This window comes from Nocardioides alkalitolerans DSM 16699 (assembly GCF_000426525.1).
Taxonomy (GTDB): Bacteria; Actinomycetota; Actinomycetes; order Propionibacteriales; family Nocardioidaceae; genus Nocardioides; species Nocardioides alkalitolerans.
In genome coordinates, this window is record NZ_AUFN01000012.1 from 346,869 (window position 1) to 371,270 (window position 24,402).

The 24,402-nt window shown below is 71.6% G+C and carries 24 protein-coding genes and 1 tRNA gene; 13 read left to right on the forward strand and 12 right to left on the reverse strand.

Annotated features, from left to right (window positions below; translation table 11 throughout):
- Positions 1-7 precede the first annotated feature (7 nt).
- From K329_RS26290 to K329_RS0111495, 4 genes are all read right to left on the reverse strand, one after another.
- On the reverse strand, positions 8-1,483 hold the full coding sequence (locus K329_RS26290) for a VWA domain-containing protein (protein WP_052336771.1): 1,476 nt from the start codon (positions 1,481-1,483) through the stop codon (positions 8-10).
- Between the two features lie 58 nt (positions 1,484-1,541).
- Positions 1,542-2,543: a bile acid:sodium symporter family protein gene (locus K329_RS0111485; protein WP_028473155.1), complete on the reverse strand. Its 1,002-nt coding sequence runs from the start codon at positions 2,541-2,543 to the stop codon at positions 1,542-1,544.
- A gap of 214 nt (positions 2,544-2,757) precedes the next feature.
- Entirely contained in the window at positions 2,758-3,699 is a 942-nt protein-coding gene (locus tag K329_RS0111490; protein ID WP_028473156.1) for a hypothetical protein, read from the reverse strand.
- Positions 3,700-3,728: 29 nt separating this feature from the next.
- Positions 3,729-4,574, reverse strand: a complete 846-nt coding sequence (locus tag K329_RS0111495) for a helix-turn-helix transcriptional regulator (protein WP_028473157.1) — start codon at positions 4,572-4,574, stop codon at positions 3,729-3,731.
- Positions 4,575-4,751: 177 nt separating this feature from the next.
- Between K329_RS0111495 and K329_RS0111500 the strand changes: the two genes are divergently transcribed.
- Positions 4,752-5,696, forward strand: coding sequence for an SDR family oxidoreductase (locus K329_RS0111500; protein ID WP_028473158.1), 945 nt, complete (start codon positions 4,752-4,754; stop codon positions 5,694-5,696).
- Positions 5,697-5,711: 15 nt separating this feature from the next.
- Here the strand turns inward: K329_RS0111500 and K329_RS0111505 are convergent, their stop codons facing one another.
- Positions 5,712-6,098, reverse strand: a complete 387-nt coding sequence (locus K329_RS0111505; RefSeq protein ID WP_028473159.1) for a hypothetical protein — start codon at positions 6,096-6,098, stop codon at positions 5,712-5,714.
- Positions 6,099-6,258: 160 nt separating this feature from the next.
- Between K329_RS0111505 and K329_RS26295 the strand changes: the two genes are divergently transcribed.
- A complete protein-coding gene (locus tag K329_RS26295; RefSeq protein WP_043643051.1) occupies positions 6,259-8,640 on the forward strand; it encodes an FdhF/YdeP family oxidoreductase in 2,382 nt (793 codons plus the stop codon).
- A 65-nt stretch (positions 8,641-8,705) separates the two neighbouring features.
- On the opposite strand, the gene K329_RS0111515 is transcribed toward K329_RS26295, so the two are convergent.
- Positions 8,706-8,779, reverse strand: a tRNA-Pro gene (locus tag K329_RS0111515).
- Positions 8,780-8,945: 166 nt separating this feature from the next.
- Between K329_RS0111515 and K329_RS0111520 the strand changes: the two genes are divergently transcribed.
- Both K329_RS0111520 and K329_RS0111525 read left to right on the forward strand, forming a co-directional pair.
- Positions 8,946-9,236, forward strand: coding sequence for a DUF4287 domain-containing protein (locus K329_RS0111520; RefSeq protein WP_028473160.1), 291 nt, complete (start codon positions 8,946-8,948; stop codon positions 9,234-9,236).
- A gap of 28 nt (positions 9,237-9,264) precedes the next feature.
- The gene (locus K329_RS0111525; RefSeq protein WP_028473161.1) at positions 9,265-9,888 is read left to right on the forward strand and encodes an LOG family protein; all 624 of its coding nucleotides are present in this window, start codon (positions 9,265-9,267) and stop codon (positions 9,886-9,888) included.
- A 45-nt stretch (positions 9,889-9,933) separates the two neighbouring features.
- On the opposite strand, the gene K329_RS0111530 is transcribed toward K329_RS0111525, so the two are convergent.
- Positions 9,934-13,278, reverse strand: coding sequence for an error-prone DNA polymerase (locus K329_RS0111530; protein WP_028473162.1), 3,345 nt, complete (start codon positions 13,276-13,278; stop codon positions 9,934-9,936).
- An 88-nt stretch (positions 13,279-13,366) separates the two neighbouring features.
- Between K329_RS0111530 and K329_RS0111535 the strand changes: the two genes are divergently transcribed.
- The 3 genes from K329_RS0111535 (at position 13,367) to K329_RS0111545 (ending at position 16,410) form a co-directional block, all read left to right on the forward strand.
- On the forward strand, positions 13,367-13,966 hold the full coding sequence (locus K329_RS0111535; RefSeq protein ID WP_028473163.1) for a dTDP-4-dehydrorhamnose 3,5-epimerase family protein: 600 nt from the start codon (positions 13,367-13,369) through the stop codon (positions 13,964-13,966).
- Positions 13,967-14,221: 255 nt separating this feature from the next.
- A complete protein-coding gene (locus K329_RS0111540) occupies positions 14,222-15,364 on the forward strand; it encodes a type 2 periplasmic-binding domain-containing protein (protein ID WP_211225831.1) in 1,143 nt (380 codons plus the stop codon).
- A gap of 182 nt (positions 15,365-15,546) precedes the next feature.
- Positions 15,547-16,410, forward strand: coding sequence for an RCC1 domain-containing protein (locus K329_RS0111545; RefSeq protein WP_028473165.1), 864 nt, complete (start codon positions 15,547-15,549; stop codon positions 16,408-16,410).
- A gap of 214 nt (positions 16,411-16,624) precedes the next feature.
- On the opposite strand, the gene K329_RS31915 is transcribed toward K329_RS0111545, so the two are convergent.
- Positions 16,625-16,756 (reverse strand): hypothetical protein, encoded by a 132-nt coding sequence (locus K329_RS31915; protein ID WP_281169807.1) that lies wholly within the window; start codon positions 16,754-16,756, stop codon positions 16,625-16,627.
- Positions 16,757-17,104: 348 nt separating this feature from the next.
- On the opposite strand from K329_RS31915, the gene K329_RS0111555 reads away from it, so the two are divergent.
- Together K329_RS0111555 and K329_RS0111560 are read left to right on the forward strand one after the other, a co-directional pair.
- Positions 17,105-17,758 (forward strand): hypothetical protein, encoded by a 654-nt coding sequence (locus K329_RS0111555; protein ID WP_157571683.1) that lies wholly within the window; start codon positions 17,105-17,107, stop codon positions 17,756-17,758.
- A gap of 426 nt (positions 17,759-18,184) precedes the next feature.
- On the forward strand, positions 18,185-18,553 hold the full coding sequence (locus K329_RS0111560) for a hypothetical protein (RefSeq protein WP_028473167.1): 369 nt from the start codon (positions 18,185-18,187) through the stop codon (positions 18,551-18,553).
- A 47-nt stretch (positions 18,554-18,600) separates the two neighbouring features.
- On the opposite strand, the gene K329_RS30865 is transcribed toward K329_RS0111560, so the two are convergent.
- Both K329_RS30865 and K329_RS0111570 read right to left on the reverse strand, forming a co-directional pair.
- Positions 18,601-19,317, reverse strand: a complete 717-nt coding sequence (locus tag K329_RS30865) for a MerR family transcriptional regulator (protein ID WP_157571684.1) — start codon at positions 19,315-19,317, stop codon at positions 18,601-18,603.
- Positions 19,318-19,508: 191 nt separating this feature from the next.
- Positions 19,509-19,955 (reverse strand): Hsp20/alpha crystallin family protein, encoded by a 447-nt coding sequence (locus K329_RS0111570; protein ID WP_028473169.1) that lies wholly within the window; start codon positions 19,953-19,955, stop codon positions 19,509-19,511.
- A 98-nt stretch (positions 19,956-20,053) separates the two neighbouring features.
- On the opposite strand from K329_RS0111570, the gene K329_RS26300 reads away from it, so the two are divergent.
- A complete protein-coding gene (locus K329_RS26300; protein WP_245596526.1) occupies positions 20,054-20,392 on the forward strand; it encodes a MerR family transcriptional regulator in 339 nt (112 codons plus the stop codon).
- A gap of 510 nt (positions 20,393-20,902) precedes the next feature.
- On the opposite strand, the gene K329_RS30870 is transcribed toward K329_RS26300, so the two are convergent.
- Entirely contained in the window at positions 20,903-21,115 is a 213-nt protein-coding gene (locus tag K329_RS30870) for a hypothetical protein (protein WP_028473170.1), read from the reverse strand.
- A gap of 333 nt (positions 21,116-21,448) precedes the next feature.
- On the opposite strand from K329_RS30870, the gene K329_RS30875 reads away from it, so the two are divergent.
- On the forward strand, positions 21,449-21,916 hold the full coding sequence (locus tag K329_RS30875; protein ID WP_157571685.1) for a hypothetical protein: 468 nt from the start codon (positions 21,449-21,451) through the stop codon (positions 21,914-21,916).
- Positions 21,917-22,058: 142 nt separating this feature from the next.
- Positions 22,059-22,499, forward strand: coding sequence for a hypothetical protein (locus K329_RS0111585; protein WP_157571686.1), 441 nt, complete (start codon positions 22,059-22,061; stop codon positions 22,497-22,499).
- 487 nt (positions 22,500-22,986) lie between these two features.
- Here the strand turns inward: K329_RS0111585 and K329_RS0111590 are convergent, their stop codons facing one another.
- Complete coding sequence (locus K329_RS0111590; protein WP_028473172.1) at positions 22,987-23,574, reverse strand: TetR/AcrR family transcriptional regulator; 588 nt, start codon at positions 23,572-23,574, stop codon at positions 22,987-22,989.
- Between the two features lie 83 nt (positions 23,575-23,657).
- Here K329_RS0111590 and K329_RS0111595 point away from each other — a divergent pair, with 83 nt between their 5' ends.
- A complete protein-coding gene (locus tag K329_RS0111595; RefSeq protein WP_028473173.1) occupies positions 23,658-24,377 on the forward strand; it encodes an SDR family oxidoreductase in 720 nt (239 codons plus the stop codon).
- The last annotated feature ends 25 nt before the right edge of the window (positions 24,378-24,402 follow it).

The window sequence follows — 24,402 nt, forward strand, 5'->3', positions numbered from 1 at the left end:
TCAGGGGTCAGCGCCGCAGCAGGCCCCGCGACGGCGCGCGCCGCACCCACGCGGCGTACTCGTTCATGAGGTGCTCGAAGAGCTGCTCGTCGGCGATCGGGCGCTTGCCGAGCAGGTCGTCGGCCGAGACGGCGAAGAAGTCGGCGTTGTCGTCGTGCCGACCCTGGAGGTCGTCGAGCTCCTGGAGGAACCGGAACGTGCGGGCCTCGCCGATGCCCATGAAGCACCAGAAGACCGGCTCGTACGACGACGCCCGCACCTGCTCGGTCGCCACCTTCGGGTCCGACGGCGCGCCGTCGGTGAGGAACATGACGAAGACCGGGGTCTCGGCGGCCAGCGGCGACGTCCGCGCCTGGGCGCTGCCGAAGTAGTGCTCGCGCACGGCCGCCATCGCGGCGCCGTACTTCGTGTCGAACTCGAGCTTGTGCTGCGCGACGTACTCCCCCACGCGCGACTGGTAGCCGTCGAGCGACAGGCCGTCCGGCCGGTGCACGCGCTTGCCGAACAGGAAGACGTCGACCTCGCCGTCGTCGTCGAAGCGGAGCCCGAGCGCCAGCACCCGCTCGGCGAGCCGCTGCACCACGCCCTTCTTGTAGAGCCGGGCCATCGAGCCCGAGATGTCGAGCACCAGGGCGACCCGGGCGGTGTGCTCGGCGAGGCCGCGCTTCTCGAGCGAGACGCCGGCCTTCTTGACCAGCGACAGCATGCCGGTGTCGCCGGTGGACGCGAGCCGCTTCTCGAGGTCGACGATCCGCTTCTTCTCGAGCGACAGCGCGGGCGGGGCCGGAGCCGCGGGCGGGGCCGGAGCCGCGGGCGGGGCCGGAGCCGCGGGCGGGGCCGGAGCCGCGGGCGGGGCCGGAGCCGCGGGCGGGGGCGGGGCGGCGACCGGAGCGGCGGCCTTCTCGGTGCCGTCGTCGTCGACCTGCACGCCGACGTCGCCGGCCAGGCCCGCCAGCCCCGTGGTGAAGCCCTGGCCCACGGAGCGCACCTTCCACTCGACCCCGGCGGGTCCGGTGCGGCGGTAGACCTCGGCGAACACGAGCGCGGTCTGCTCCCCCGCCGCCATCTCGGACCGGAGGGCGGCAGGAGCACCGGGCCCGGCCGCGACCTCGACGCCGAGCCCGGCGAGGCGTCCGAAGGTGGCGCCGGCGGCACCCGGGTCGAGCGAGGCGCCGATCACCACCTTCTCGACGTCGGTCGGCAGGGATCCCACGCTCACGGCGATGCGGTCGACCGTGCGCCCGCCCTCCACCGCGCGACCGAGGTGGCGTACGGCGCCCCCACCGCCCTCGGGCTGGTTGTAGAAGACGAAGTCGGCATCGCTGCGCACCCGGCCGTCCGCCCCGCAGAGGAACGCGGACAGGTCGGCGTCGACGCCCGGGGTGGTCTGCCAGGTGAGGGTGACGACGATGGCGCCGTCGGGTCCGGGGAGGCCGAGCTGGGCGAGGCCGACGTTGCCGCCGGGCGGGAGCGCGTGGGTCATGGCGTGCAGTGTGGTCCCGCCTCGGTCCCGCGAAACCTCGACCGACGGGCGCGTCGCGCTAGGCGCCCTGCGCCGGGCGGACGACGGCGTCCGCCGTACCCGCCCGGTCACCGGTGTCGTCGGGGCTGTCGGTGCCGCCGGGGCGGCGCGACCAGTAGCCGGCCAGCAGGGAGCCGGAGACGTTGTGCCACACCGAGAAGATCGCCGCCGGCAGGGCCGCGGCCGGGGCGAAGTGGACCGTGGCGAGGGCGGCGGCGAGGCCGGAGTTCTGCATGCCCACCTCGATGCTGACCGCGCGGCGACCCGAGACCGGGAGCCCGCAGACCCGGCCCACGAGGTAGCCCAGCGTCAGGCCGCCGACGTTGTGGAGCACCACCGCGAGCACGACGACGGCACCGACGGAGAGCAGGGTGTCGGCGCTCCCGGCGACGACGGCCAGCACCACGCCCGTGATGCCGAGCACCGAGACGAGGGGAAGCACCTCGACGACCTTCTCGACCGCGCGGGGGAACACCGCCCGCAGGGCGACGCCGGCCACGACCGGCACCAGGACGATCTGCACGATCGAGACGAACAGGTCGCCGCCCGAGACGGGCAGGTCCTCCCCGAGCAGGGCGAGGATCAGCAGCGGCGTGAGCACCGGCGCGAGGAACGTCGAGACCGAGGTCATCGCGACCGACAGGGCGGTGTCACCGCGCGCCAGGAAGACCATGACGTTGGACGCCGTGCCGCCGGGCGCCGCGCCCACGAGGATCATGCCGGCGGTCAGCACCGGCGAGAGGTCGAGCAGCTGCGCGACGCCCCAGCCGAGCAGCGGCATGATCGTGTACTGCGCGGCCACGCCCAGGAGCAGCGCCCACGGCCGCCGGCCGATGATCGCGAAGTCGACCGGCCGCAGCGTGAGGCCCATCCCCAGCATGATCACCGCGAGCATCCACGGCACCGCCGGCCCCAGTCCGTCGAACGTGCTCGGGGTGGCGAGGGCCAGTGCCCCCGCGGCGAGCACGATGAGGGTGAACCACGTGCCCACGACCTGGCTGATCCGTCCGATGGTGGTCACGCGTCGCATCTCCTCGCCGTCACCCGTCCCGGTGCGGGACGGTCCGGCCGACCACCCTGGCACCTCGTCGCGGGCGGGTGCGACCACGGCGTCGGCGGTGGACACGAATTGACTTGAGCGGATGTTGAGCGAAAGTCGAGGACACCCCGAGGATCGCGCGGCATACTTCTACTCAGAACCGCGGTGGAGACCCGAGACTCCACCGCGGTTCTTCTCATTTCCCGGCGGCCCTCAGCCGGTCGATGCGCAGCGCGCGGTCGAGCCGCTCGGCGCAGCGCTCGTCGGCCACGACCCGCACGAAGCCCCAGCCCTGGTCGTCGGAGAGGTACTCGAACCCCACGTCGCGCAGGAACGCCGCCTCGATGCGCGCCCCCTCCTGCAACGCGTCGCGGTAGGCGTCGCGGGCCATCGGCTCGGTGGCGGTCGGCAGGCCGGCGAGGAACTGGGTACGGCGCGCCCACGTCGGCTCGACGTAGTCGCGCCAGTCCTCGCGGTCGCCCACCAGACCGGCGACCTCGTCGGCGCCCCCGATGGTGCCCGCCAGGGTCACCGCGAGCGTCTTGGAGAGCGGCGTGACGACGCCGTCGACGATCCGGTGGTGCAGCACGGCGGGGTCGGCGGACTCCTCGTCGCTCACGGCGCCGAGGAACGCGACGTTCGCGTCGTGCAGGTTGCCCGCGAGGTCGACCGCTCGGCGGCCCCGCATCGCCGGGTAGGTGCGCCGCGCGGCCAGTGCCGCCTCGCAGCGGTGCTCCTCGATGACGCCGGCGGCGATGGTCAGGAGGTGGAACGACACCTGGTCGGTCGCCAGGTCCTGGTGCCAGCCGAGACCCTCCTCGCGGTCGTTCATCAGCACGTGGCCGCCCTCGTGGGCGGCGATGCGCTCGACGTCGTCGACCGTGAGCTCCTGCGTCTCGACGGCGCGCCGGTTGACGACGATCGTGGCGGCCGGGTCGGCGAGGGTGCGGGCGGTGACCGCCCCGGCGCCGCGGTCCTCGGCGTACGTGTGGTGCCCGATCAGCCGTCCGACGGTGGTGTCGAACACCCCGGAGACCACGACCCGGGCGTGGTCGGCGCCGACCGCGGCGAGGCCGGCGCGCAACGCCTCGTCGTACCCGGGCTGGAGGGAACCGCCGTCTTCGAGCTCGATCGTCATGGGTCGACGGTAGCGGCCCGGTCGGGCGTTCAGGCGAGGGCCTGCGTGCCGATCACGGAGAGCAGCCGGAGCCGGTCGTGGCTCTCGCTGCCCGGCGCGGCGGTGTAGACGAGGAGCCAGTGCGAGGCCGCGGGGTCCAGCAGCGACTGGCAGCTCAGCTCGAGCGGCCCGACCTGCGGGTGCACGAAGTTCTTGACCTCGTGGGGGCGGATCCCGACCTCGTGGTCCGCCCACACGGTGCGGAACTCCTCGCTCTGCCCGAGGAGCAGGTCGACGAGGTGCGCCGCCCGCGACCCCGGCCCCCGCAGGGTCGCGACCCCGCGCAAGCCGGAGGCGAACATGCGGCTCAGGAACGCGTGGTCCTCCGCGGCGTAGAGGTCCCGGGAGGACGGGTCGGTGAACCAGCGGTAGCCGAGGCTGCGCGCCGGGCCGACGAAGGAGGCCGTGTCACCCGTGAGCGCGACCCCAAGCGGGGTCTGGCGCAGCGTCTCGCCGAGCTCGCTGACGATCTCGGCCGGGGTGTCGTGCAGGCGGTCGAGGATGCGGAGCAGGCCCGGGCTGACGTGCTCACCGGCTGAGCCGCGAGCGGGCGGCTGATGACCGGCCAGGCGGAAGAGGTGGTCGCGCTCGTCGACGGTGAGGTGCAGCCCCTGGGCGATCGACGCGACCATCTGCTCGGACGGCTGCGGGCCGCGCTCGCGCTCCAGCCGGGAGTAGTAGTCGGCCGACATGTGGCACAGCGCGGCGACCTCCTCGCGCCGCAGTCCGCTCGTACGGCGACGCTGGCCGCGCGGGAGGCCGACGTCCTCGGGCTGCAGGGCCGCGCGGCGCCGGCGCAGGAACTCCGCCAGCCCGGTCCGGTCGATCGTCGTCATGGGTGCCTCCTTCGTCCCCGGCCATGTCTACCGGTACGACGTCCCCGTGTCCTGGGTCCGTCGATCCCCCCGTGGGGCGCAGCCTGGGATCGGCGGTCCGAGGATCCACCGGCCCTGCCGCGCTCGCCGCGGGTGCGCGACGGTGGAGGTCAGACACCGACCCCCAGGAGCGACCACGTGCCACGCAAGAACATCGACCTCACCGTGCCCGACCTCACCGGCCGGCGCGCCGTGGTGACCGGCGGCAGCGACGGCATCGGCCTCGGCCTCGCCACGCGGCTGGCCGCGGCCGGCGCCCAGGTCGTCCTCCCGGTGCGCAACGAGCGCAAGGGGCAGGCGGCCCTGACGACGATCCGCGCGACGGCGCCCCACGCCGACGTCTCGCTGCGGGAGCTCGACCTCTCGTCGTTGGCCTCCGTCGCCGCCCTCGGGGCCGCGCTGGTGGCGGAGAGCGACCCCATCCACCTGCTCGTCAACAACGCCGGCGTGATGACACCGCCCGAGCGACGCACGACGGCCGACGGGTTCGAGCTGCAGCTCGGCACCAACCACCTGGGCCACGTCGCCCTGGTCGCCCACCTGCTGCCGCTGCTGCGCGCCGGGCAGGCCCGCGTCACGTCGCAGATCAGCATCGCCGCGAACCGCGGGGCCGTGCACTGGGACGACCTGCAGTGGGAGCGCTCGTACGACGGGATGAAGGCCTACAGCCAGTCGAAGATCGCGTTCGGCCTCTTCGGTCTCGAGCTCGACCGCCGCAGTCGCGCGGCCGGCTGGGGCCTCACGAGCAACCTGGCCCACCCCGGGGTCGCGCCGACCAACCTGCTGGCCGCCCGCCCGGAGCTCGACCGCGAGCGCGACGCCACCGGCCGGCGGCTCATCCGAGCCCTGTCGTCGCGCGGGATCCTGCTGGGCACGGTCGCCACCGCCCAGCTGCCGGCGCTGCTCGCCGCCACCTCGCCCGACGCCCGGGGCGGCGCGCTCTACGGACCGCGCGGGCTGGGGCACCTGGGCGGGGCGCCCGCCGAGCAGGACCTCTACTCGCGGCTACGGAGCACCGACGACGCCCGTCGGGTGTGGGAGGTGTCGCAGGAGCTGACCGGGGTGCGGTTCCCGACCGACTGAGGCGCGGGACCTCGCTCAGGTCGTGCCCGAGCGCGGATCGGCGTCGTCGAAGGTCTGCACCGTCCAGCCGAACTCCTCGGACCTGGGCAAGGGCGGCAGCCCGTCGTCCGGAGGCTCGCCGGGCGCCAGGGTGAGCCACCAGCCGTTCTCGTCGCGGTCGTGCTCCGCGACCACCCCGTCGCACCAGCCGCGGCCCCAGTCGCCGGCACCGCCGCTGCTGGAGAGGAGCCGCCACTCCCCCTCGACACGGCGGAACTGGTCGAGGTTGATGTCGCCTCCGTCGCCGTTCGCGTCGACCACGGCCGCCGCGTGGTCACCGAGCGTCGTGATGGCCCGCACCACGGCGTACCGGCGGTCCCAGCCGCTGACCTCGAGCACGGTGGCGGCGTCCAGGTCGGTCATGGCGCCAGGATGGCACCGCGGGTCGCCGGGCCGCCACGCCTTTCCGCCCGGTCCGGCGCAGTACGCTCGGAGATCCGCCGGCCGGGGTCGCGAGCGCCGACGGCGACGGCGGGTGGGTCCCCCGCCCTCGGGTACCCGGCAGATGACGAAAGGGACCTCCATGAGCCGTCAGGCACCGCACCACGACATCGACGAGTCCGAGCTGTCGGTGAGCCACCCGGAGGACCACGCCGCGGGCCCGACCGCGGTGGCGGTCAGCATGAAGCGCGCCGTCGAGGGGATGGGCGTGCGCCGTACGGCGCAGACCCTGCTCAAGCTCAACCAGGCCGACGGCTTCGACTGCCAGGGCTGCGCGTGGCCCGACCCGTCGCCCGACCACCGGCACACCGCGGAGTTCTGCGAGAACGGCGTCAAGGCCGTCACCGACGAGGCCGTCCTGCAGCTGGCGGGTCCCGAGTTCTTCGCCGCGCACCCCATCGAGGAGCTGCACGACCGCACCGACTACTGGCTCGGGAAGCAGGGCCGCATCACCGAGCCGATGGTCCTGCGCGAGGGCGGCACCCACTACGAGCCCATCTCGTGGGAGGACGCGTTCGCGCTCGTCGCGCGGCACCTCACCTCCCTCGCCTCGCCGGACGAGGCCGTCTTCTACACCTCGGGCAAGGTCTCGAACGAGGCCGCGTTCGTCTACCAGCTCTTCGTGCGCGCCTTCGGCACCAACAACCTCCCCGACTGCTCGAACATGTGCCACGAGTCGACGTCCGTCGGGCTCGCGGAGGTCATCGGCATCGGGAAGGCCTCGGTCACGCTCGACGACGTGCACGGGGCCGAGCTGATCGTCATCGCCGGGCAGAACCCGGGCACCAACCACCCCCGGATGCTGAGCGCGCTCGAGATCGCCAAGAAGAACGGCGCGAGGATCATCGACATCAACCCGCTCAAGGAGGCGGGCCTGGTGCGGTTCAAGAACCCCCAGAAGCCGCGCGGCATGGTCGGTGCCGGGACGGCCATGGCCGACCTGCACCTGCCGGTGCGCATCAACGGCGACCTGGCGCTCTTCCAGGCGATCGCCTCGCTGCTGCTGGAGCAGGACGCCCTCGACCACGACTTCATCGAGCAGCACACCCACGGCTTCGAGGCGTACGCGGAGCACCTCCGCGCGCTGGACTGGGACCTCGTCCTCGCCTCGACCGGGCTCTCGCGCGACCAGATCGAGGAGGCGGCGGCGATGATCGCGTCCTCGAGCAAGACGGTCTACTGCTGGGCGATGGGCGTCGTCCAGCACCGCAACGGGGTCGCGAACGTCAAGGAGATCTCCAACCTCGCGTTCCTCCAGGGCAACATCGGCAAGCCCGGCGCCGGGCTGTTCCCGGTCCGCGGCCACTCCAACGTGCAGGGCGACCGCACGATGGGCATCTGGGAGCGCCCGCCCGCCCACTTCCTCGACGCCCTGCGCGACGAGTTCGGCTTCGAGCCGCCCCGCGAGCACGGGTACGACGCGGTCGCCGCCGTGAAGGCGTTCCGCGACGGCGAGGCGAAGGTCTTCTTCGGGATGGGCGGCAACTTCGTCGCCGCGATGTCGGACACGACGGTGACCGAGGACGCGCTCCGGAAGGCGGACCTGACGGTCCAGGTCTCGACCAAGCTGAACCGCTCGCACGTCGTGCACGGCCGCGAGGCCCTCATCCTGCCGCCGCTGGGCCGCAGCGAGAAGGACCTGACCGGCGGTCAGCCGCAGCGCGTCACCGTCGAGGACTCCCTCTGCTCGGTCCACGCCTCGCGCGGTCCGCTCCAGCCGGCTTCCGACCAGCTGCGCTCCGAGGTCGACATCCTCTGCAGCCTGGCGATGGCGACGCTGGGCGACCGCCACGGCATCCCGTGGGACGACTTCCGCAGCGACTACGGCCAGATCCGCCGTCGGATCGGCCGGATGGTGCCCGGGTGCGCCGGCTACGACGAGAAGGTGGACCAGCCGGGCGGGTTCGTCCTGCCGCACCCGCCCCGCGACACCCGCACCTTCGAGACCGACGTGGACCGTGCCGTCTTCACGGTCAGCCCGACCGAGGTGCTCCAGGTGCCGGAGGGCCGCCTGCTGCTGCAGACGATGCGCTCCCACGACCAGTTCAACACCGTCATCTACGGCCTCGACGACCGCTACCGCGGGATCAAGAACGGTCGCCAGGTGGTGCTGCTGAGCCCGCGCGACATCGAGGACCAGGGACTGCGCGACGGTCAGTACGTCGACATCCACAGCGAGTGGGAGGACGGCTCGACCCGCACGGTGCGCCAGTTCCGCGTCGTCTCCTACGACACCCCGAAGGGGTGCGCCGCGGCGTACTATCCGGAGACCAACGCCCTGGTCTCGCTGGACTCCAAGGCGGAGGGCAGCAACCAGCCGGCGTACAAGTCGATCGTGGTGCGCCTCGTGCCGTCGGTCCCGGACGCACCGGCGCAGGGGCGGCCCGAGGGCAGCGCGACGGGTGACTCCCCCGACGACGGCGACGACCGTCAGCGCTACGTGGCGCCGCGGCACCTGAGCTGATCGCCACCACCGAAATGTGAACCGGCTCCGACCCGCGTTTCCGCGGATCGGAGCCGGTTCTTCGGTCGGGCTGACAGGATTTGAACCTGCGACCCCTTGACCCCCAGTCAAGTGCGCTACCAAGCTGCGCCACAGCCCGAAAGCTTCGTCCGGGATCGCCGGACGAAGCGGAGGGAACACTACCGCAGCGCCTCCGCAGGTCCGAAACCGGGCTCGCAAGGACGGCCCAGCCGAGCGGTGCCGATGAGTTCCGAGCCCCTCGGGGGTCGGACCCGGCAGACACCCGCCGTACGAGAGGACACCCCATGTCGTTCCAGGCCTACCTCGACGCCGCCGAGACGAAGACCGGGCTCACGCCCCGCCAGATCGTCGACCTCGCCCGCGAGCGCGGCTTCGAGGGCGAGGGCACCAAGCAGGGCCCGATCGTCGCGTGGCTCAAGGAGGACCTCGGCCTCGGGCACGGCCACGCCACCGCGCTCGCCCACGTCATCCGCAAGGGCCCGACCATCTCCGACAAGCACGTGGGCAGCACCGGCTCGCACCGCGACGAGAGCACTGAGCTGTGGCTCGACGGGGCGGCCACCCGGCCGCACTGAGCCGCCGAGCGGTGGCTAGCGTTGACCCGTGACGATCCCGACCCCCTCCGCCGCCTCCCCGCTCACCTCCGTCGCCGTCTTCTGCGGCTCCAGCTTCGGCGACTCCCCGGCGTACGCCGAGGCCGCGACGCTCGTCGGACGCACGCTCGCGGAGCGGGGCCTCACGCTCGTGTACGGCGGGGGCCGCGTCGGGCTCATGGGCACCGTGGCGGACGCCGCCCTCGCGGCCGGCGGTCAGGTCGTCGGGGTCATCCCCCGCGCGCTGGACGCCCGCGAGCTCAGCCACACCGGCGTCACCGAGCTGCTGGTGGTCGAGACGATGCACGAGCGCAAGGCGCTCATGGCCGAGCGGGCCGACGCGTTCCTCACGCTGCCCGGCGGCGCCGGCACCCTCGAGGAGGTCGCCGAGCAGTGGACGTGGGCGCAGCTGTCGATCCACGCCAAGCGCAGCGGCTTCCTCGACGTCGAGGGCTTCTGGTCGCCCCTGCGCGAGATGCGCGACCGCATGGTCGAGCGCGGCTTCGTGCGGGCGGAGCAGGGCGAGATCGTCACCTTCGACGACGACCTCGACCGCCTGCTCGACACCCTCGGCTCCGCGCCGACCTGGACCGACAAGTGGGGCGCGCCCCGCGTCCAGGTGCCGCCGGCCTGAGCTCCTGACCCACCTCGGCGGGAGGCGCCGCGGCCGCCGTACCGGTCAGCGGAAGTCCCGCGAGCTCTGCCGCGCCTGGAGCACCGCACCGGCGCCGGGCACCACGACGTCGATGGCCTCGAGCCGGTCGGCCATGAGGTTGATGACCCCGTCGCTGCGCTCGAGGATGCCGCGGATCACCACCGCCACCTTGTTGCGCGCCACGTAGCGGTGGGCGGTGAAGACACCCACCGAGCAGACGACGTTGAGCATGCCCGTCTCGTCCTCGAGGTTGAGGAACGTGATGCCCTGCGCGGTGCCGGGCCGCTGGCGGTGGGTGATGAGGCCGGCGACGTGCACCCGCCGGTTCGCCTCGGTGGTGTCGAGGTCGGCAATCGAGCGGATGCCCGCCTCCCTCAGCATCGTGCGCAGGTGCTCGATCGGGTGGCGCTCGGGCGAGATGCGGGTCGCCCAGAGGTCGGCGAGCGTCTCCTCCACCTGGCTCATGCCGGGCAGCGTCGGCGCGGCCGGGGCGGGCGTCGTACCGGGCAGCTGGTCGGCGCGCTCGGCGTACCCCGCGCTCCACAGCGCCTCGCGCCGCGACAGCCCGAGCCCGTCGAACGCCCCCGCCGTCGCCAGCGCCTCGAGCTGGGTGGTGGTGAGGTCGGCGCGCCGCGAGAGGTCCGTGACCGAGGTGTACGGCGCCTCGTCGCGCGCCGCGACGATCCTGCGGGCCACGTCGAGCCCGATGCCCTTGACCTCGTCGAGCCCGATGCGGACGGCGAACGCGGCGTCGTCGCGGTGGGCCGCGGTCGGACCGGCGGCGGCGCCGGTCAGGGGCGGCGTGCCGAGCGGCTCGAGGTCGGCCTGGGCACCCGACCGGACGATGTCGGGACGCCGTACCTCCACACCGTGGCGCCGGGCGTCGCCCACCAGCGACTGCGGCGAGTAGAAGCCCATCGGCTGGTTGCGCAGCAGTCCGGCCAGGAACGCCGCCGGGTAGTGGAGCTTGAACCACGACGAGGCGTAGACGAGCAGCGCGAAGCTCAGGGAGTGCGACTCCGCGAAGCCGAAGTTCGCGAAGGAGAGGATCTTGACGTAGATCGAGTCGGCCTTCTCGCCGGTGATGTCGCGGCGGGCCATGCCGGCGTACAGCTTCTCCTTGACGCTCTCGATGCGCTCGATGCCCCGCTTCGAGCCCATGGCCCGACGCAGCAGGTCGGCGTCGTCGGCCGAGCAGTCGCCGATCGCGACGGCCATCGCCATCAGCTGCTCCTGGAACAGCGGCACGCCGAGCGTGCGGCGCAGCACCGGCTCGAGGTCGGGGTGGTCGTAGACGATCTCCTCCTTGCCGGTGGCCCGCCGGACGTACGGGTGCACCGCCCCGCCCTGGATCGGGCCCGGCCGGATGAGGGCGATCTCGACGGCGAGGTCGTAGAACTTGCGGGGCTGCAGGCGCGGCAGCGTGCCGATCTGGGCACGGCTCTCGACCTGGAACACGCCGATCGAGTCGGCGCGGCAGAGCATGTCGTAGACCGCCGGCTCCTCGCGCGGGATGGTCTCGAGCTGCCAGCGCACGCCCTGGTGGGCCTCGATGATGCGCATCATGTGGTCGAGCGCGCCGAGCATGCCGAGGCCGAGCAGGTCGAACTTCACCAGCCCCATCGACTCGCAGGCGTCCTTGTCCCACTGCAGCACCGTGCGCTTCTCCATGCGGGCCCGCTCGATGGGCACGACCTCGCCGATGGGCCGCTCCGTCAGCACCATGCCGCCGGAGTGGATGCCGAGGTGGCGGGGGGCGCCGAGCAGCTGCTCGGCGAGCGCCACGACCGGGTCGGGGATGTCGTGGTCGGCGCCCTCGCCGTCGATCACCGACCCCCAGCCGTTGATCTGCTTGCTCCACGCGTCCTGCTGCCCGGTGGAGTGGCCCAGCGCCTTCGCCGCGTCGCGCACCGCCATGCGGGGCCGGTAGGAGATGACGTTCGCGACCTGGGCGGCGTTGTGGCGTCCGTAGGTGTCGTAGACCCACTGGATCACCTCCTCGCGCCGGTCGGAGTCGAAGTCGACGTCGATGTCGGGCTCCTCGTCGCGGTGCGACGAGATGAACCGCTCGAACGGGAGGTCGTAGTAGACGGAGTCGATCGCGGTGATGCCGAGGGCGTAGCAGACCGCCGAGCTCGCCGCGGACCCCCGGCCCTGGCAGAGGATCCCTTCTCTCCGGGCGAACGCGACGATGTCGTGCACGATCACGAAGTAGCCCGCGAAGTCCTTGCGCGTGATCACCGCCAGCTCGGACTCCACCCGCGAGCGCGCCTGCTCCTCCAGCGGGGTGCCGGCGTACCGCTGCGCGAAGCCCTGCTCCGTCAGCTCGCGCAGCCAGGTCGACGGCGTGTGCCCCTCGGGGATGCCGCGCTTGGGCAGCTTCGGCGACGCCTTGCGCAGGTCGAAGGCCAGCTCGTCGGCGAGCGCGACGCTGCGGGCGACCGCGCCGGGGTGGCGCGCGAACCTGCGGGCCATCTCGTCGCCGCTGCGCAGGTACGCCGCGGGGCCCGGCGGCAGCCAGCCGTCCATGTCGGTGAGGCTGCGGCGGGCGCGCACGGCGGCCATCGCCCCGGCCAGGCGGTGCCCGGCGGGCGTGGCGTGGTGGACGTTGTTGGTGGCGAGCAGGGGCAGCCCGCGCTCGGCCGCGATGCGGGCCAGCAGCCCGTTGTCCTCCGCGTCGGACGCGTGCCCGTGGTCGGTCAGCTCGACCACGACGTGCTCGGCGCCGAACAGCGTCACGAGCCGGTCGACCTCGCTCGCCGCGGCCGCCGGACCGGCCGCGCGCAGCGCCGTACGCACCGTGCCCTTGCGACAGCCCGTCAGCGCGACCCAGTGGCCGCGGCCGCGTTCGGCCAGCTCGTCGAGGTCGTAGACCGGGCGTCCCTTCTCGTCGCCCCGCAGGTGGGCGGCGGTCATCGCCGCAGCGAGCCGGTGGTAGCCCTCGACCCCTCGCGCCAGCAGCAGGAGGTGGCTGCCCTCGGGGTCGGGCACCCCGTTCTGCGGACCCGAGAGGCCGAGCGACAGCTCCGCGCCGTACACCGTCTTCAGCCCCGGGTGCGGCTGCGCGGCCTCCGCCACCATGGGCGCGCCGTAGAAGCCGTCGTGGTCGGTGATCGCCAGCCCGTGGAGCCCGAGGCGGTGCGCCTCGGCGACCAGGTCGTCGGGCGAGCTGGCGCCGTCGAGGAAGCTGTAGTGGCTGTGGCAGTGCAGCTCTGCGTACGGCGTCGCGCTCGCCACCCGCTCCCCCGCCGCGGCCTTCGCGCCCGCGGGCTGCTTGCGCCGCGAGATGGGCGCGTCGTCGGCGCCGGGGCGCCCCGAGAGTCGGCGCTCCAGCTCCTTCCACGGCACGTCCGGGTTGTTCCAGCCCATGCCGCCGATCCTATCGAACATCTGTTCGACATGCAGGTGGTCGTCCCCAGGCCGTCCCAGGCCCGCGGCGATCGGTAGCGTGACCTGCATGGACGCGCGCGAGCTCTCGATCACCGGTCTGTGGGAGTTCACCTCGGACGACCCCGAGGGTCTCCCCTACGACCCCGACTCCTTCCGTACGGCGCTCGGCCGCGACCTCGAGATCGGCCACCTGCACCACGCCCAGGGGCTGCTCGGCATGCTCCACGGGCTGCGCTTCTCACTGCTCCCGTCGCCGGCCGAGTGGACCTACCTGTTCTGCTCCCGCGGCGCCGTGCTCGTGGTCGTGGCGGACCTGCGGACCGGCTCCCCCACCTTCGGCCGCCACGAGGCCGTACGGCTCGACGCCGCCACACCGGCCGGCCTCGCGGTCACCCCCGGCCTCGCCCACGGCTTCACCGCGCTGGAGGACGACAGCGTGCTCACCCACCTCGGCTCGCGCACCTACCGCCCGGAGAAGGACCGCAGCGTCCACGCCCTCGACCCGACCCTGCGCCTCCCGTGGCCGAGCGGCGAAGGCGCTCCGGCACCGTCGCTGTCGGCCGACGACTCCGCGGCGCCGGCGGTCGCGGACCTCAAGAAGGCGGGGCGTCTCCCGACGTACGGCGACTGGCGCGCCCACGAGGTGGCCCTGCGCAGTGGGACGTAGCCACGCAGCAACCCACCCCGCCGCCCGCACGCGAACGACCGCGACCCCGGTCCGCAGACCCGGGTGTCTTGACAGCGACGACAACGCCCGGTTATATCCACATGAATGATTATCATCAATAACCGGACCATTGGAGGCACCGCCTTGCGGCAGGACACCACTCGACTAGCAGCCGTCGCTCTCCTCACCTCCGCGGCCCTCCTGGCCGGTGGCTGCGCAGAGACCGGAGGCGCGTCCAACGGCGGCGGGCAGAGCGTGCCTCCCGGTTCCGACAAGCAGGCGTACGTCGATGCGCTGGCCGACATGGACCCGATCACGCTGACCATGCAGAGCACGGCTCCCAAGGGCGCGGCGACCGGACGCCGGTTCGAGGAGTACGCCGCCGCGGTCGAGGACTGGTCCGGAGGCAAGATCACCTTCGAGCTGTACTTCTCGAACGCCGCCGCACCGGTCGCCGAGGTCGATGACGCCCTGGTCGACGGCCGCCTGGACATCGGCTCGGTGGTGGTGGCCCTCGAGCCTCAGCAGTACCCGGCCAACAACGCACTGGGAGACCTCTCGTTCATCGGCTCCCAGCAACCGGTGGAGGGCCTCCTCCAGTGGCACGGTGCGATGATCCAGACCGCGGTCGAGAGCGACGAGGTGCAGCAGGAGTTCGCCGACAACGGCCTGCACGCCCTTCTGCCGGCGTTCAGCAGCGGGTCCTACTTCCTGGACTGCGTGGAGCCCGGCACCGCCCTGTCCGACCTCTCCGGGCGCACCATCGCGACACAGAGCCGCACCCAGAGCAGCGAGGCGGAAGAACTGGACATGTCGCCGGCCACCATCTCGTACTCGGAGATGTTCGAGAGCCTCCAGCGCGGCGTCGTGGACTGCGCAGCCTCGAGCCTGACGACGTCGTCGCTGGGCGGGTTCATCCCCGAGGCCCCCTACTTCGCCTACGCCCCGGAGGAGGGCCTGGGAAGTCCCGGAGGCTCCATCGCCATCGGACAGTCCCGCTGGGAGTCCCTGCCGCTGGCGGCCCAGCAGCTGCTGCAAGACCGCATCGACGTGCTGCTGCAGGCCAACTTCGAGGCGACGTGGGAGAACGTCCAGACCGCACTGGCCGCCATCGAGGAGTCGGACGGTGCCGTGAGCGAGCTCGACGGCGATGCACAGGCAGCGATCGCCGACGCCAACGCCGACGTCCTCGAGACCGTGCGCGGGGAGCACGGCGATCTCGCCGAGTCGCTGCTCGCCGCCGAGGAGTCGTGGTCGCAGGAGGTGGCTGACCTGGGAATCGAAGGCGTGGACGTCGACTACGCGGGGTTCCGCGACTGGTACTCGCGCGGCACCCCGGACCTGACCGCCTACTTCGCCGAGCTCCAGGACGTGCTCAGCACCCAGCGGCCCTCCTGACGGGAGCTGCTGCACCAGCGACCCACGACGACGACCGTCATCCTCGACCGGCTGGCCAGCACCTGAGGAGCGCCGCGGCGCGATGCTCCCGCTGCCGGGCCCCTGCGAGGCAGGTCCGGCCGAGGGCACGGGCAGCTGGTGGATGACCTCGGATCCGGTCGGCGTGCTGCGATCATGACCAGGTGGGTCACGCATGGGAGCCCGCTCGCGCGCTCGTCGCGGCGGGACGCCGGCACTCCGTCGGTGTCGCGGCGGACGGCTCCGTGCGGACCGCCGGCCGACCGCGGTCGGAGGAGCGCCGCGTGGAGGGCTGGACCGACGTCGTCGCCGTCGCTATCGGTGGCGTGCACACGGCCCCGAACACCGGCCGCGCCCACACCGTCGCGCTCCGTGCGGACGGGACCGTGCTGGCGACCGGCTGGAACGGCGACGGGCAGTGCGACGTCGACGGCTGGACGCAGGTCGAGAGCATCGCCGCCGGCTGGCGACGCACCTGCGCCGTACGTGCCGACGGGACCGCCCTGGCGACCGGCCGACGGAACGAGGGAGCCAACGACGTCGAGGGCTGGAACGACCTGGTCGCCGTCGCGGCGGGTGACTGGCACACCGTCGGTCTCCGAGCGGACGGTACGGCGGTCGCCACCGGGAACGACCGCCGCGGGCAGTGCGCCGTCGCGGGCTGGCGCGACCTGCGGGCGGTGGCTGCCGGCTACCTGCACACCGTCGGTCTGACCCGGGACGGGCGGGTGGTCGCGACCGGGGATCGTGGAGCGGGTGTCGAGGAGATGGCGTCGTGGCGCTCCGTCACGGCCATCTCGGCCGGCAGTCACCACACCGTCGCGGCCCTCGAGGACGGCCGGGTGCTGGCGGTCGGGGACGACAGCCACGGCCAGTGCGACGTCGCAGGGTGGCGCGAGGTGATAGCCGTCGCCGCGGGGTCGACCCACACGCTGGGCCTGCGGTCGGACGGGACGGTCCTCGCTGTCGGGAACAACGACGACGGCCAGTGCGACGTCGGGGGCTGGCGGCTGGGTCGCGTCCGGTGACGACGGGGGTAGGCACACCACACCATCCATCCGGTCCAGCAGTACGGCGCTGCGCCGCAACCCGATCCCCCTCGCACCGTCAGCAGGATCCCGCGCCAGAGCCCTCGTCAGGAGTTGGGGAGAAGGGGCGCAGCGCGGCCATCTCGTCCCGGCAGGCCGTGATGGCCGAGACCTGGGCTTCCCGGTCCGTGCCCCGCACCGCGTTGCGCTCCCGCTACATCCCGCGGTGCCGGCGGCGCCAGTGACCCGCGCCCGCATCGTCGCCGGACTCCTTCGCTCGGTCGTACAGCGCGACGATTGTGCCGCCGAGCCGGGTGCCGGTCTCGTACATGACGTCGTCCAGCACGACGTCGGTTTCGCGTCGGGCGGCTCAGAAACGGTAGAGGTACGCCGGGTGAGCCGTTGATTCTGGCCACGAGTTCTGACCCGCATTTCTGAGCCGGTGACGGTCCGGTGGCGAGAGGGTCACAAACGAACGATTTCGAACTGGTCGCTTGCCTTGCGTGGCGACCCTCTGCGGGGCCCGGGCCGATCACGCGGCGGCTTCGTAGATCCCGTCGGCTAGGGAGCTCAACTTCTCGTCCGGGTTCCGTGCGCTCCTGCGAGAGAGTCTGGGACTACCACCTCGGCCGCAGCTCGGGTTCAATGACGACGCTGAGAAGGCGCCAGACGGGCACCTGCTGCTCAAGGAGAAGTGATGGGTCGGATCCGAAAGACCGTGGGCACCTTAGGTGGCGCGGCGATCACGCTCGCCCTCACCGTCGTGACAACGATTCCGGCCAGTGCAGTCGTCCTCGACCGCCTCGACGACGAGCGCGGCGACACTGTCGGCGCCTACGGCGCCGGCGCCGCGTACGGCCCCAGCTTCACCCCTGCCGTACCGCTGAGCAGCGTCGACGTCGAATGGGCCACCGTCAAGCAGGTCGGTGCCGACTACCTGGTCGAGGTCAAGGTCGAGAACGTCTTCGTCTACGTACGAAAGTACGCACGATCGGGCGATCGCCGCGACCTCAACATCGCGGGTCAACGTGTCTACGCATCGTTCCAGGGAGTGGAGGTCAGCACTGGCCCCAATCAGGCCGGGACCGCTCTCTCCGCGGAACTCCCCATCACCCGGCACGCGGACGGCACCAGCGAGCGGTGCGACGTGGCCGGGTCGGTCACCTACTCGCGGGTCCACGACCTCATCGGCATCACGCTGCCAGGCGCCTGCCTCCCGGACGAGATGTGGTCCGCCCCCTTCTCGGTGGGAGCCAACATGGTGCTGGCACGTCAGGTCACAGTCGACTCCCGCACCGTCTCGAAGTCCCAGCGCCAGTTCTACGACAGCGCGAACAACATCCGCTGACAGCGGATGCGCCCATCCCACCCCCACCGTTTCTAGGCATCTCGCCAACGGGAACCGGCCTGTCCAGAAACCGGCTCACAAACCACCGATTTCGAACCGCTAGTCCCCGGTCGGAGAGTGTCCCGGTGGGGCGTCGTCGCTAAGCGGGACGGTCCGTCACGCCTCTCTTCGATCACCACAGCTCGACGATCGCCTGGCGACCTGAGCGACCGGCCTGCTCCTGGCGTCGTCGCGTCGGCAACCCGGCGCGCGTGGTCGAGCGGGTCGATGGGTCTGTCTGAGCCTCCCCGTCAGATCACCGGCCGCTGACGCGCGGTTCACCTGCGGTTGGGGCACCCGGCGCTCGCACGGTCTTGGCTCGGGGTGGCCCCTGGGGCCCCGCCCCGCCCTGCTGGCGAGGCGGCCACTCTCGGAAGGAGCACCACCATGCGCGCACGATCCCTCGCCCGCGGTCTCGCCGCTGCCGGCCTCGGCACGGTGCTGGGCACCGCACTCACGTCCGGCATCGCCACGCCCGCGCACGCGCTCGACGGCGGGACCATCAAGAACAACGGACCGCAGCCCCTGTTCATCACCTACGACCTCGGCAACCCGTGGGGCGCCGAGGCGATCCTGAGCGCCGGCCGCACCAGCGACACGAGCCGCGACGCGGACGGCTTCTACGTCGAGACAGGCTGCCGCGCGGTCTACCAGGTGACCTTCCCCGGCAACTCGATCGGGCCGATCACCAAGACCACGGCGGGCTGGGTGAAGATCACGGACGTCGAGACGGCGTACGTCGACTACAGCTGCTGACCCGGCCGCGACGGGAGCCCCGGCCACCCACGGCCGGGGCTCCCCGCTCAGCGCGGCGCCGATCGTTGATCGGCCAGCGGCGCATCTTCATCCCACGGCGGCGCGCTTCTTTGCTGCGGCCTGGGCGGCCTCGAACGCCCGCGCGCTGGCGGCCTGGAGAACGTGGTCGCGCCGGATCCAGATCCGTCCCGGTCGACGGGTCGCCGGCAACCGGCCTTGCTCGACGAGCTGACGCACGCGGTTGCGCCCGCCCCGAACACCGCCGCGGCGTGGGCGACGGTCCACCACTCGTGCCCGGTGTCCGGGGGACGGTTCCGGTCACCCGCCTCGCTGGCCGCCTCGCTGGCCGCCTGGCGGGCCAGCTCGCGGACCCGGACCCGCTCTGCCTCGGCTTGTCGCTCGGCCTCGACGAGCTCGCGCAGCTTGTCGAGGTCGGCCGCAGGGATCGACGGGACCGCCCGGGTCGGACCTGGTCGCCGCTGCAGGGTGCCGTCGCGTACGGCGCGCTCGACCCGGCCCCGAGTGCACCCCAGCGCTGTGGCGGCCTGCTTGATCGTGACCCAGCGGCCACGCTCGGCGCGCAGCTGCTCGAGGTCGCCGGCGTCGACGAGCCACCGTCCGTCGACGAGCTCGGCGACCAGGTCGCCGGTGCGCACCAGCCGACGCGCCCCGTGCACGCCCACCCCGAGCACCTCGCCCGCCTCGGCCAGGCCCACGGCGCCCTGTCGGCCGCCGGTGCCGCCCACGTCTCCTCCGCTGCCCATGCGCCCTAGTCTCACCCCGGCGACCGCATGATCTGCTCAGTCTCGGACTTCCGGTTCAGCGCGGGCCGACACGGCCGGCGATCGAACGCGCCCCGCAGAACTTCTAGCGCCACATCGGCCGGTAGACGAACGGGCGGCTGCTCCCCCGTGGTCGCAGCCGCCCCGTTCGCGCAATTACCCGGCGCGGTCGCTCACGCGCTCGACGACTCCAGCTCGGAGGTCGCCGGGCCCGAGGCCAGGTTGCGGATCTCGATCTTGCGCGGCTTGGCCCGCTCCGCCACCGGGATGCGCAGACGCAGCACGCCAGCGTCGTAGTCGGCCGCGACGTGGTCGAGATCGAGGTTGTCGCCCAGCACCAGCTGGCGGCTGAACAGCCCGCGCGGACGCTCCGCGGCGATGGGCTCCCAGTCGCCGTTGCGGGCGGGACGCTCGGCGCGCACGGTCAGCACGTTGCGCTCGACATCGAGGTCGATGCTCTCGGGCCTCACGCCGGGGAGGTCGAACTCGACGACGAAGGCATCACCCTCGCGCCAGGCGTCCATGGGCATGATCGCCGGTCGAGACGTCGTCCCGCCGACGCCGAGGAGCTGCTGGGCGAGCCGGTCGAAGTCGCGGAAGGGGTCGGTACGCATCAACATGGGTCACCTCCGAGTGAGAACTTTCTCCAACCACCGCCTATATTGACGGATAGAGATTTTATAGCAATGTCGGTGGAGCCATGCAAGGAGGAGTTCGGGTGGGGAGTCGAGGTGTCTTCGCAATCTCCGTGGCGGCCGATCTGGTCGGCACACGGGTGCAGAACCTGCGGGTCTACGAGCGCCACGGCCTGCTCACGCCGCAGCGGACCGCCGGTGGCACCCGCGTCTACAGCACCGACGACGTCGCTCGGCTGCGGCGCATCGTCGAGCTGCTCGCCGAGGGACTGAACCTCGTCGGCATCGCCACCGTGCTCACGCTCGAGGACGACAACGTGCGGCTGCGTCGTGAGCTCGCCACCTACCGCTCCGCCGGTGAGAACTCTGCGACGGCCTCTGCTGGCGACTGGCCTGAAGGCGAGCGATCTCGAACTGCATAACCCCCGCCCACTGGGACGCGCTCCGAACGGGTCATACGGACGGGTCGATGTCCCGTACTGCGTGGCGCCGCTACCTCGCCGCGAGCGTCCCGGTAGGGGATCGTCTGTCGGAACTCCTTGCCGCCGGGCGCAAGCGTTCTGGCGCAACGCCGTTCGATCGGCATCCGTCCGAGCCGCTGAGGACGTTGCCAGGGTCAAAGGTCGTCTCCAGGACACCGGTGCTGACAGGTTCTCGCTGATCTCTGCGAGAGTCGTCAGATTCGCTGCATGCAGCAGACACCAACATGGTCGCTGAACAGACAAGCGCCATCACGCATCCACGAAACTGAGCTGGCCGATTTCCCACGTTGTTCTCCTGAGGTGTCGGCGACCTCGTTTGGTAGAGGTCCCTGGAGCTGAGCCGATTCCCGGACATGTGGCACCAGCCCGCAGTCATGACGACATCACCTAGATGTTGACGGACGCACGATGCGCCGCGAGCTGGTCGGCGAGCGTGGGCATCATGAACGCTCAGTCGGGGTGGGGCAATGATTGAAACCAAGCCCTCGCCGAATGGAGTTCGGGGCGTGGGGCATCCCGCAGCACGATCCATCGATCGACGTGGGAGGGCCAGATGTGATCGATTTCGAAGCCGTCGAGCTCGTCGGCGCGGACAGCGAACACATACTGCTCCTCGAACTCGACCAGCGAGGTCTCGAAGGGAGCCCCGACGACGATCTGCATGTAGGAGTCGTCTCGGTTCTGACGCCTGCCCCAGCGGCCGTGGGTTGTCGGGAGATCGACGGCTCGTACCGCGCCGATAGGACGTCTATCGAGCCGGTCCCCCAGGTAGTAGAAGTACGGGAAGCCAGCCGCCGTCACAGCGCAAGATTAGGCCCTGAACGGCTGTCCCGCTCTGCGCGAGCGATCTGCATCCCCGAAGCCGGCGGTCTTCGCGACGTCGGTGGAGATCACTTCCGTACCTCCCACCCGGCGTCGGGCGCCACGAGCGACCCAACGCGATAGCCAGTCGCCCAGTGGCAGCAATCATCCGTCGCTCGTCCCTAGGCTGGGGTGATGAGTTTCGATCCGGCCAGGTCACTCAGTGATCTCGAACGTGACCTGCTCGACGGCTTCCTGCGCTTTGACTTCGAGGGCGCCGTCACAGCACGCACGCAGGTTGACAGCGTCCGGGCACGGTCGGGCTGTGGTTGCGGATGCGGATGCGGAACGATCTCGTTCGCCCTCGACGATGCGACCGAGGCCACCGTGAAGTCGGGCCCTCCCGGCCTCGTGCCAGTAGAGGGGACGATCGTCGACCACGACGGTGAAGTCGTCGGTGGTCTGCTCCTCTTTCTCCAGTCGGACGGCTCACTCGAATCGATGGAGGTCTACAGCTCCGGTTCTCCACTCCCTTTGCCAGACCCAGGAACGGTGACGTGGTGGAGGAGCGATGAAACGCAGCACCCGACGACCCCATCGAGTCTGGCTGATCAATGCACAAGCCTGACTCATGAGAATTGCCGACTTCGTCGGCGGACTTGACTTGCCCTGACCACCCGCTCGCCGGGCAACTGACTTCGGTGGACAATGATGTTGCGGGATCAGGCTGGCGCCGCCCACACATCCGGGAAAGAGAGAAGTGTTTCCGAGCGCATCGTTCTCGGCCTCGCTACCGTCACTCACCGTGGCAGATGTGACACGGCGAAGCGTGGTCCGGGCGGGTGCCTGGAGCGCACCGGTCGTTGCTCTGAGCGTTGCTGCCCCGGCCTTTGCGGCGAGCGCGCAAAAGCTGACGTGGACGTGGACGGCGGACTACGTGAGGTCCTACCAAGCATTGACGTACTTGACGGTCACCAACCCCGCAGCGGTGCCCGTCGACGTCACCTTCGAGGCCCCCCGGTTCCAGGGATCGATCGAGCTCTACGGTTACGGATTCGGGCCGTGGACTGTTTCGCTGTCGTCGACCCGCATCACCTGCACTGCAACCGTGCCGGCAGGGTCGTCGCACACGACGCCGTTCCTCGGGTATTACACGAGGGTTCCCCCCACATCTGATGTGCTGCTGGGCACCTTGTCTCCAGCGGCGGACCCGCAGGTGCCGTTCCTCAGTCTCGACTTCACCTAGCCTGACCAGCTACGGCCCGCGGTAGTGCGTCGACCAGACCGCCCGGTGGCCGCCAGACAGTCAGGTGACGGTGGCGCGCGATCGGTCTGGTTCGCATGCCAGCCGTCTCACGCATCTGTGCTCGGCGCCCGTGTCGTCGAGTGCGAGCGCATCCTGGTCGCTGGTCTCCGGTTCCTGCTACCGCCCGAGACCCGACTTCCTCGCTCCCGACGTGCTGTGCTGACGTTGCCGGTGAACTGCCGCCTGCCCGCTGGGCTGGGACGGTTGTCGACGATCTCCTGCCCGACCACTGCCTCCTAGGGCGAGCGGCCGAGAGTAGTCCTCGAGGTCGTCGAGGCGTGCTGCCGCCGCACCGCTCCCCCTCATCCGATCCCCCGACCACGCTCGTCACCCGATCAACGCGATGGACATCAGATCCCGTTCCACCCCGACCAGGATCGATCTGGACCAGCCACGCCCCCGACCGGATCCGAGAGCGCGATCCGGCTCAACCTCCCGTGGAGGTGGCGACGCCCTGATCTGCCGATGGCGCAGGGAAAGCGGCCATGGCCGTCTCGGCGATCGCCAGGAGGTCGTCCCTGGTCCCGCCGTCGCGGGCACAGCCGGACATGCCACGCAGGACCGCCACCAGGAACGAGGCCAGGGCGTCGGTGCGGGTGCCCGGAGGGAGGTCGCCGTCCCGCACGCCGCGGTCGAGCCGCTCCAGGAGCCGTCGGTGGAGCTCCTCGCGCTGCGCGGTGAGTCGCGGCTCGGTGAGCATCAGGCAGCCGGGCGGGGTGGCCGCATCGGTGTGGGCGCGGGCGGTGTCGGCGAACATGCGCGAGACGACCTCGTGCGCCGTCGGCAGCGAGGTGGCGGCGTCGATGCCCTCGCAGGTGCGCCGGAAGTAGGTGGCGGACGCCTCCTCGAACAGGCGGTGCTTGTCACCGAACGCGGCGTAGAGGCTCGGCGGCGACACGCCCATGGCTGCCGTCAGCGCCGCCACGGACGTCTCCTCGTACCCCGCTCGCCAGAACTGCTCGACAGCAGCGGCGAGTGCTGCATCGCGATCGAAGCTCCGCGGTCGGCCGGCCATGTCGGAAGCATAACGTAGTGGTCGCTACGGAATGTGCTACCGTCGACCTCAATCCATAGTGATCACTACAGAATGAGGTCGTCATGAACCTGAACGGTGCGGTCGTGCTCGTCACGGGAGCCAACCGCGGCATCGGAGCCGCGTTCGTCGAGCTGCTCAAGGAGCGCGGGGCCGCCAAGGTCTACGCCGCGGCCCGCGACGCGGGCTCGGTCGAGGCCGACGGCGTGGAGCCGATCGCGCTCGACGTCACGGACGCCGCCCAGGTCCGGGCAGCGGCCCGGGCCGCGGGCGACGTACAGGTCCTCATCAACAACGCCGGCATCTCCACGGGCACCGCGCTGGTGACGGGTGACGAGGCGACCATCCGGCGCGAGATGGACACCAACTTCTACGGCCCGCTGCTGATGACGCGCGCCTTCGCCCCGATCCTCCGGGCCAACGGCGGCGGCGCCATCCTGAACGTCGTCTCGGCCTTGTCGTGGTTCACCGCTCCGGGCGCCGGTGCCTATGCCGCGTCCAAGGCGGCGGCGTGGATGCTGACCGACAGCACCCGGCTCGAGCTCGCCGGCCAGGGCACCCACGTCGTCGGCGTGCACATGGGCCTCGTCGACACCGACATGGCCGCGGGGGTGCCTGCGCCCAAGATCAGCCCCGCCGACCTGGCGGGTGCGGGTCTCGACGCGATCGAGTCGGGGGCCCAGGAGGTGCTCGGCGACGAGTGGGCGAAGTTCGTGAAGTCCGGGCTCACCCTCGACCCCGCAGACCGCTACGCGCAGATCTCCTCCGCGCTCGGCGCCGCCTGACGGGCGTTCCGACGAGGGCCTGCTC

Coding starts and splice junctions, on each gene's coding strand:
- K329_RS0111505 (WP_028473159.1), bottom strand. CDS start 6,098: ATGACCGACCTGGACGCCGCCACCGTGCTCGAGGTCAGCGGCTGGGAC.
- K329_RS30875 (WP_157571685.1), top strand. CDS start 21,449: ATGAGTTTCGATCCGGCCAGGTCACTCAGTGATCTCGAACGTGACCTG.
- K329_RS0111590 (WP_028473172.1), bottom strand. CDS start 23,574: ATGGCCGGCCGACCGCGGAGCTTCGATCGCGATGCAGCACTCGCCGCT.
- K329_RS0111520 (WP_028473160.1), top strand. CDS start 8,946: ATGTCGTTCCAGGCCTACCTCGACGCCGCCGAGACGAAGACCGGGCTC.
- K329_RS26290 (WP_052336771.1), bottom strand. CDS start 1,483: ATGACCCACGCGCTCCCGCCCGGCGGCAACGTCGGCCTCGCCCAGCTC.
- K329_RS30870 (WP_028473170.1), bottom strand. CDS start 21,115: ATGCAGATCGTCGTCGGGGCTCCCTTCGAGACCTCGCTGGTCGAGTTC.
- K329_RS0111495 (WP_028473157.1), bottom strand. CDS start 4,574: ATGACGACGATCGACCGGACCGGGCTGGCGGAGTTCCTGCGCCGGCGC.
- K329_RS0111560 (WP_028473167.1), top strand. CDS start 18,185: ATGCGCGCACGATCCCTCGCCCGCGGTCTCGCCGCTGCCGGCCTCGGC.
- K329_RS26295 (WP_043643051.1), top strand. CDS start 6,259: ATGAGCCGTCAGGCACCGCACCACGACATCGACGAGTCCGAGCTGTCG.
- K329_RS0111570 (WP_028473169.1), bottom strand. CDS start 19,955: ATGTTGATGCGTACCGACCCCTTCCGCGACTTCGACCGGCTCGCCCAG.
- K329_RS0111535 (WP_028473163.1), top strand. CDS start 13,367: ATGGACGCGCGCGAGCTCTCGATCACCGGTCTGTGGGAGTTCACCTCG.
- K329_RS30865 (WP_157571684.1), bottom strand. CDS start 19,317: ATGGGCAGCGGAGGAGACGTGGGCGGCACCGGCGGCCGACAGGGCGCC.
- K329_RS0111530 (WP_028473162.1), bottom strand. CDS start 13,278: ATGGGCTGGAACAACCCGGACGTGCCGTGGAAGGAGCTGGAGCGCCGA.
- K329_RS0111595 (WP_028473173.1), top strand. CDS start 23,658: ATGAACCTGAACGGTGCGGTCGTGCTCGTCACGGGAGCCAACCGCGGC.
- K329_RS0111490 (WP_028473156.1), bottom strand. CDS start 3,699: ATGACGATCGAGCTCGAAGACGGCGGTTCCCTCCAGCCCGGGTACGAC.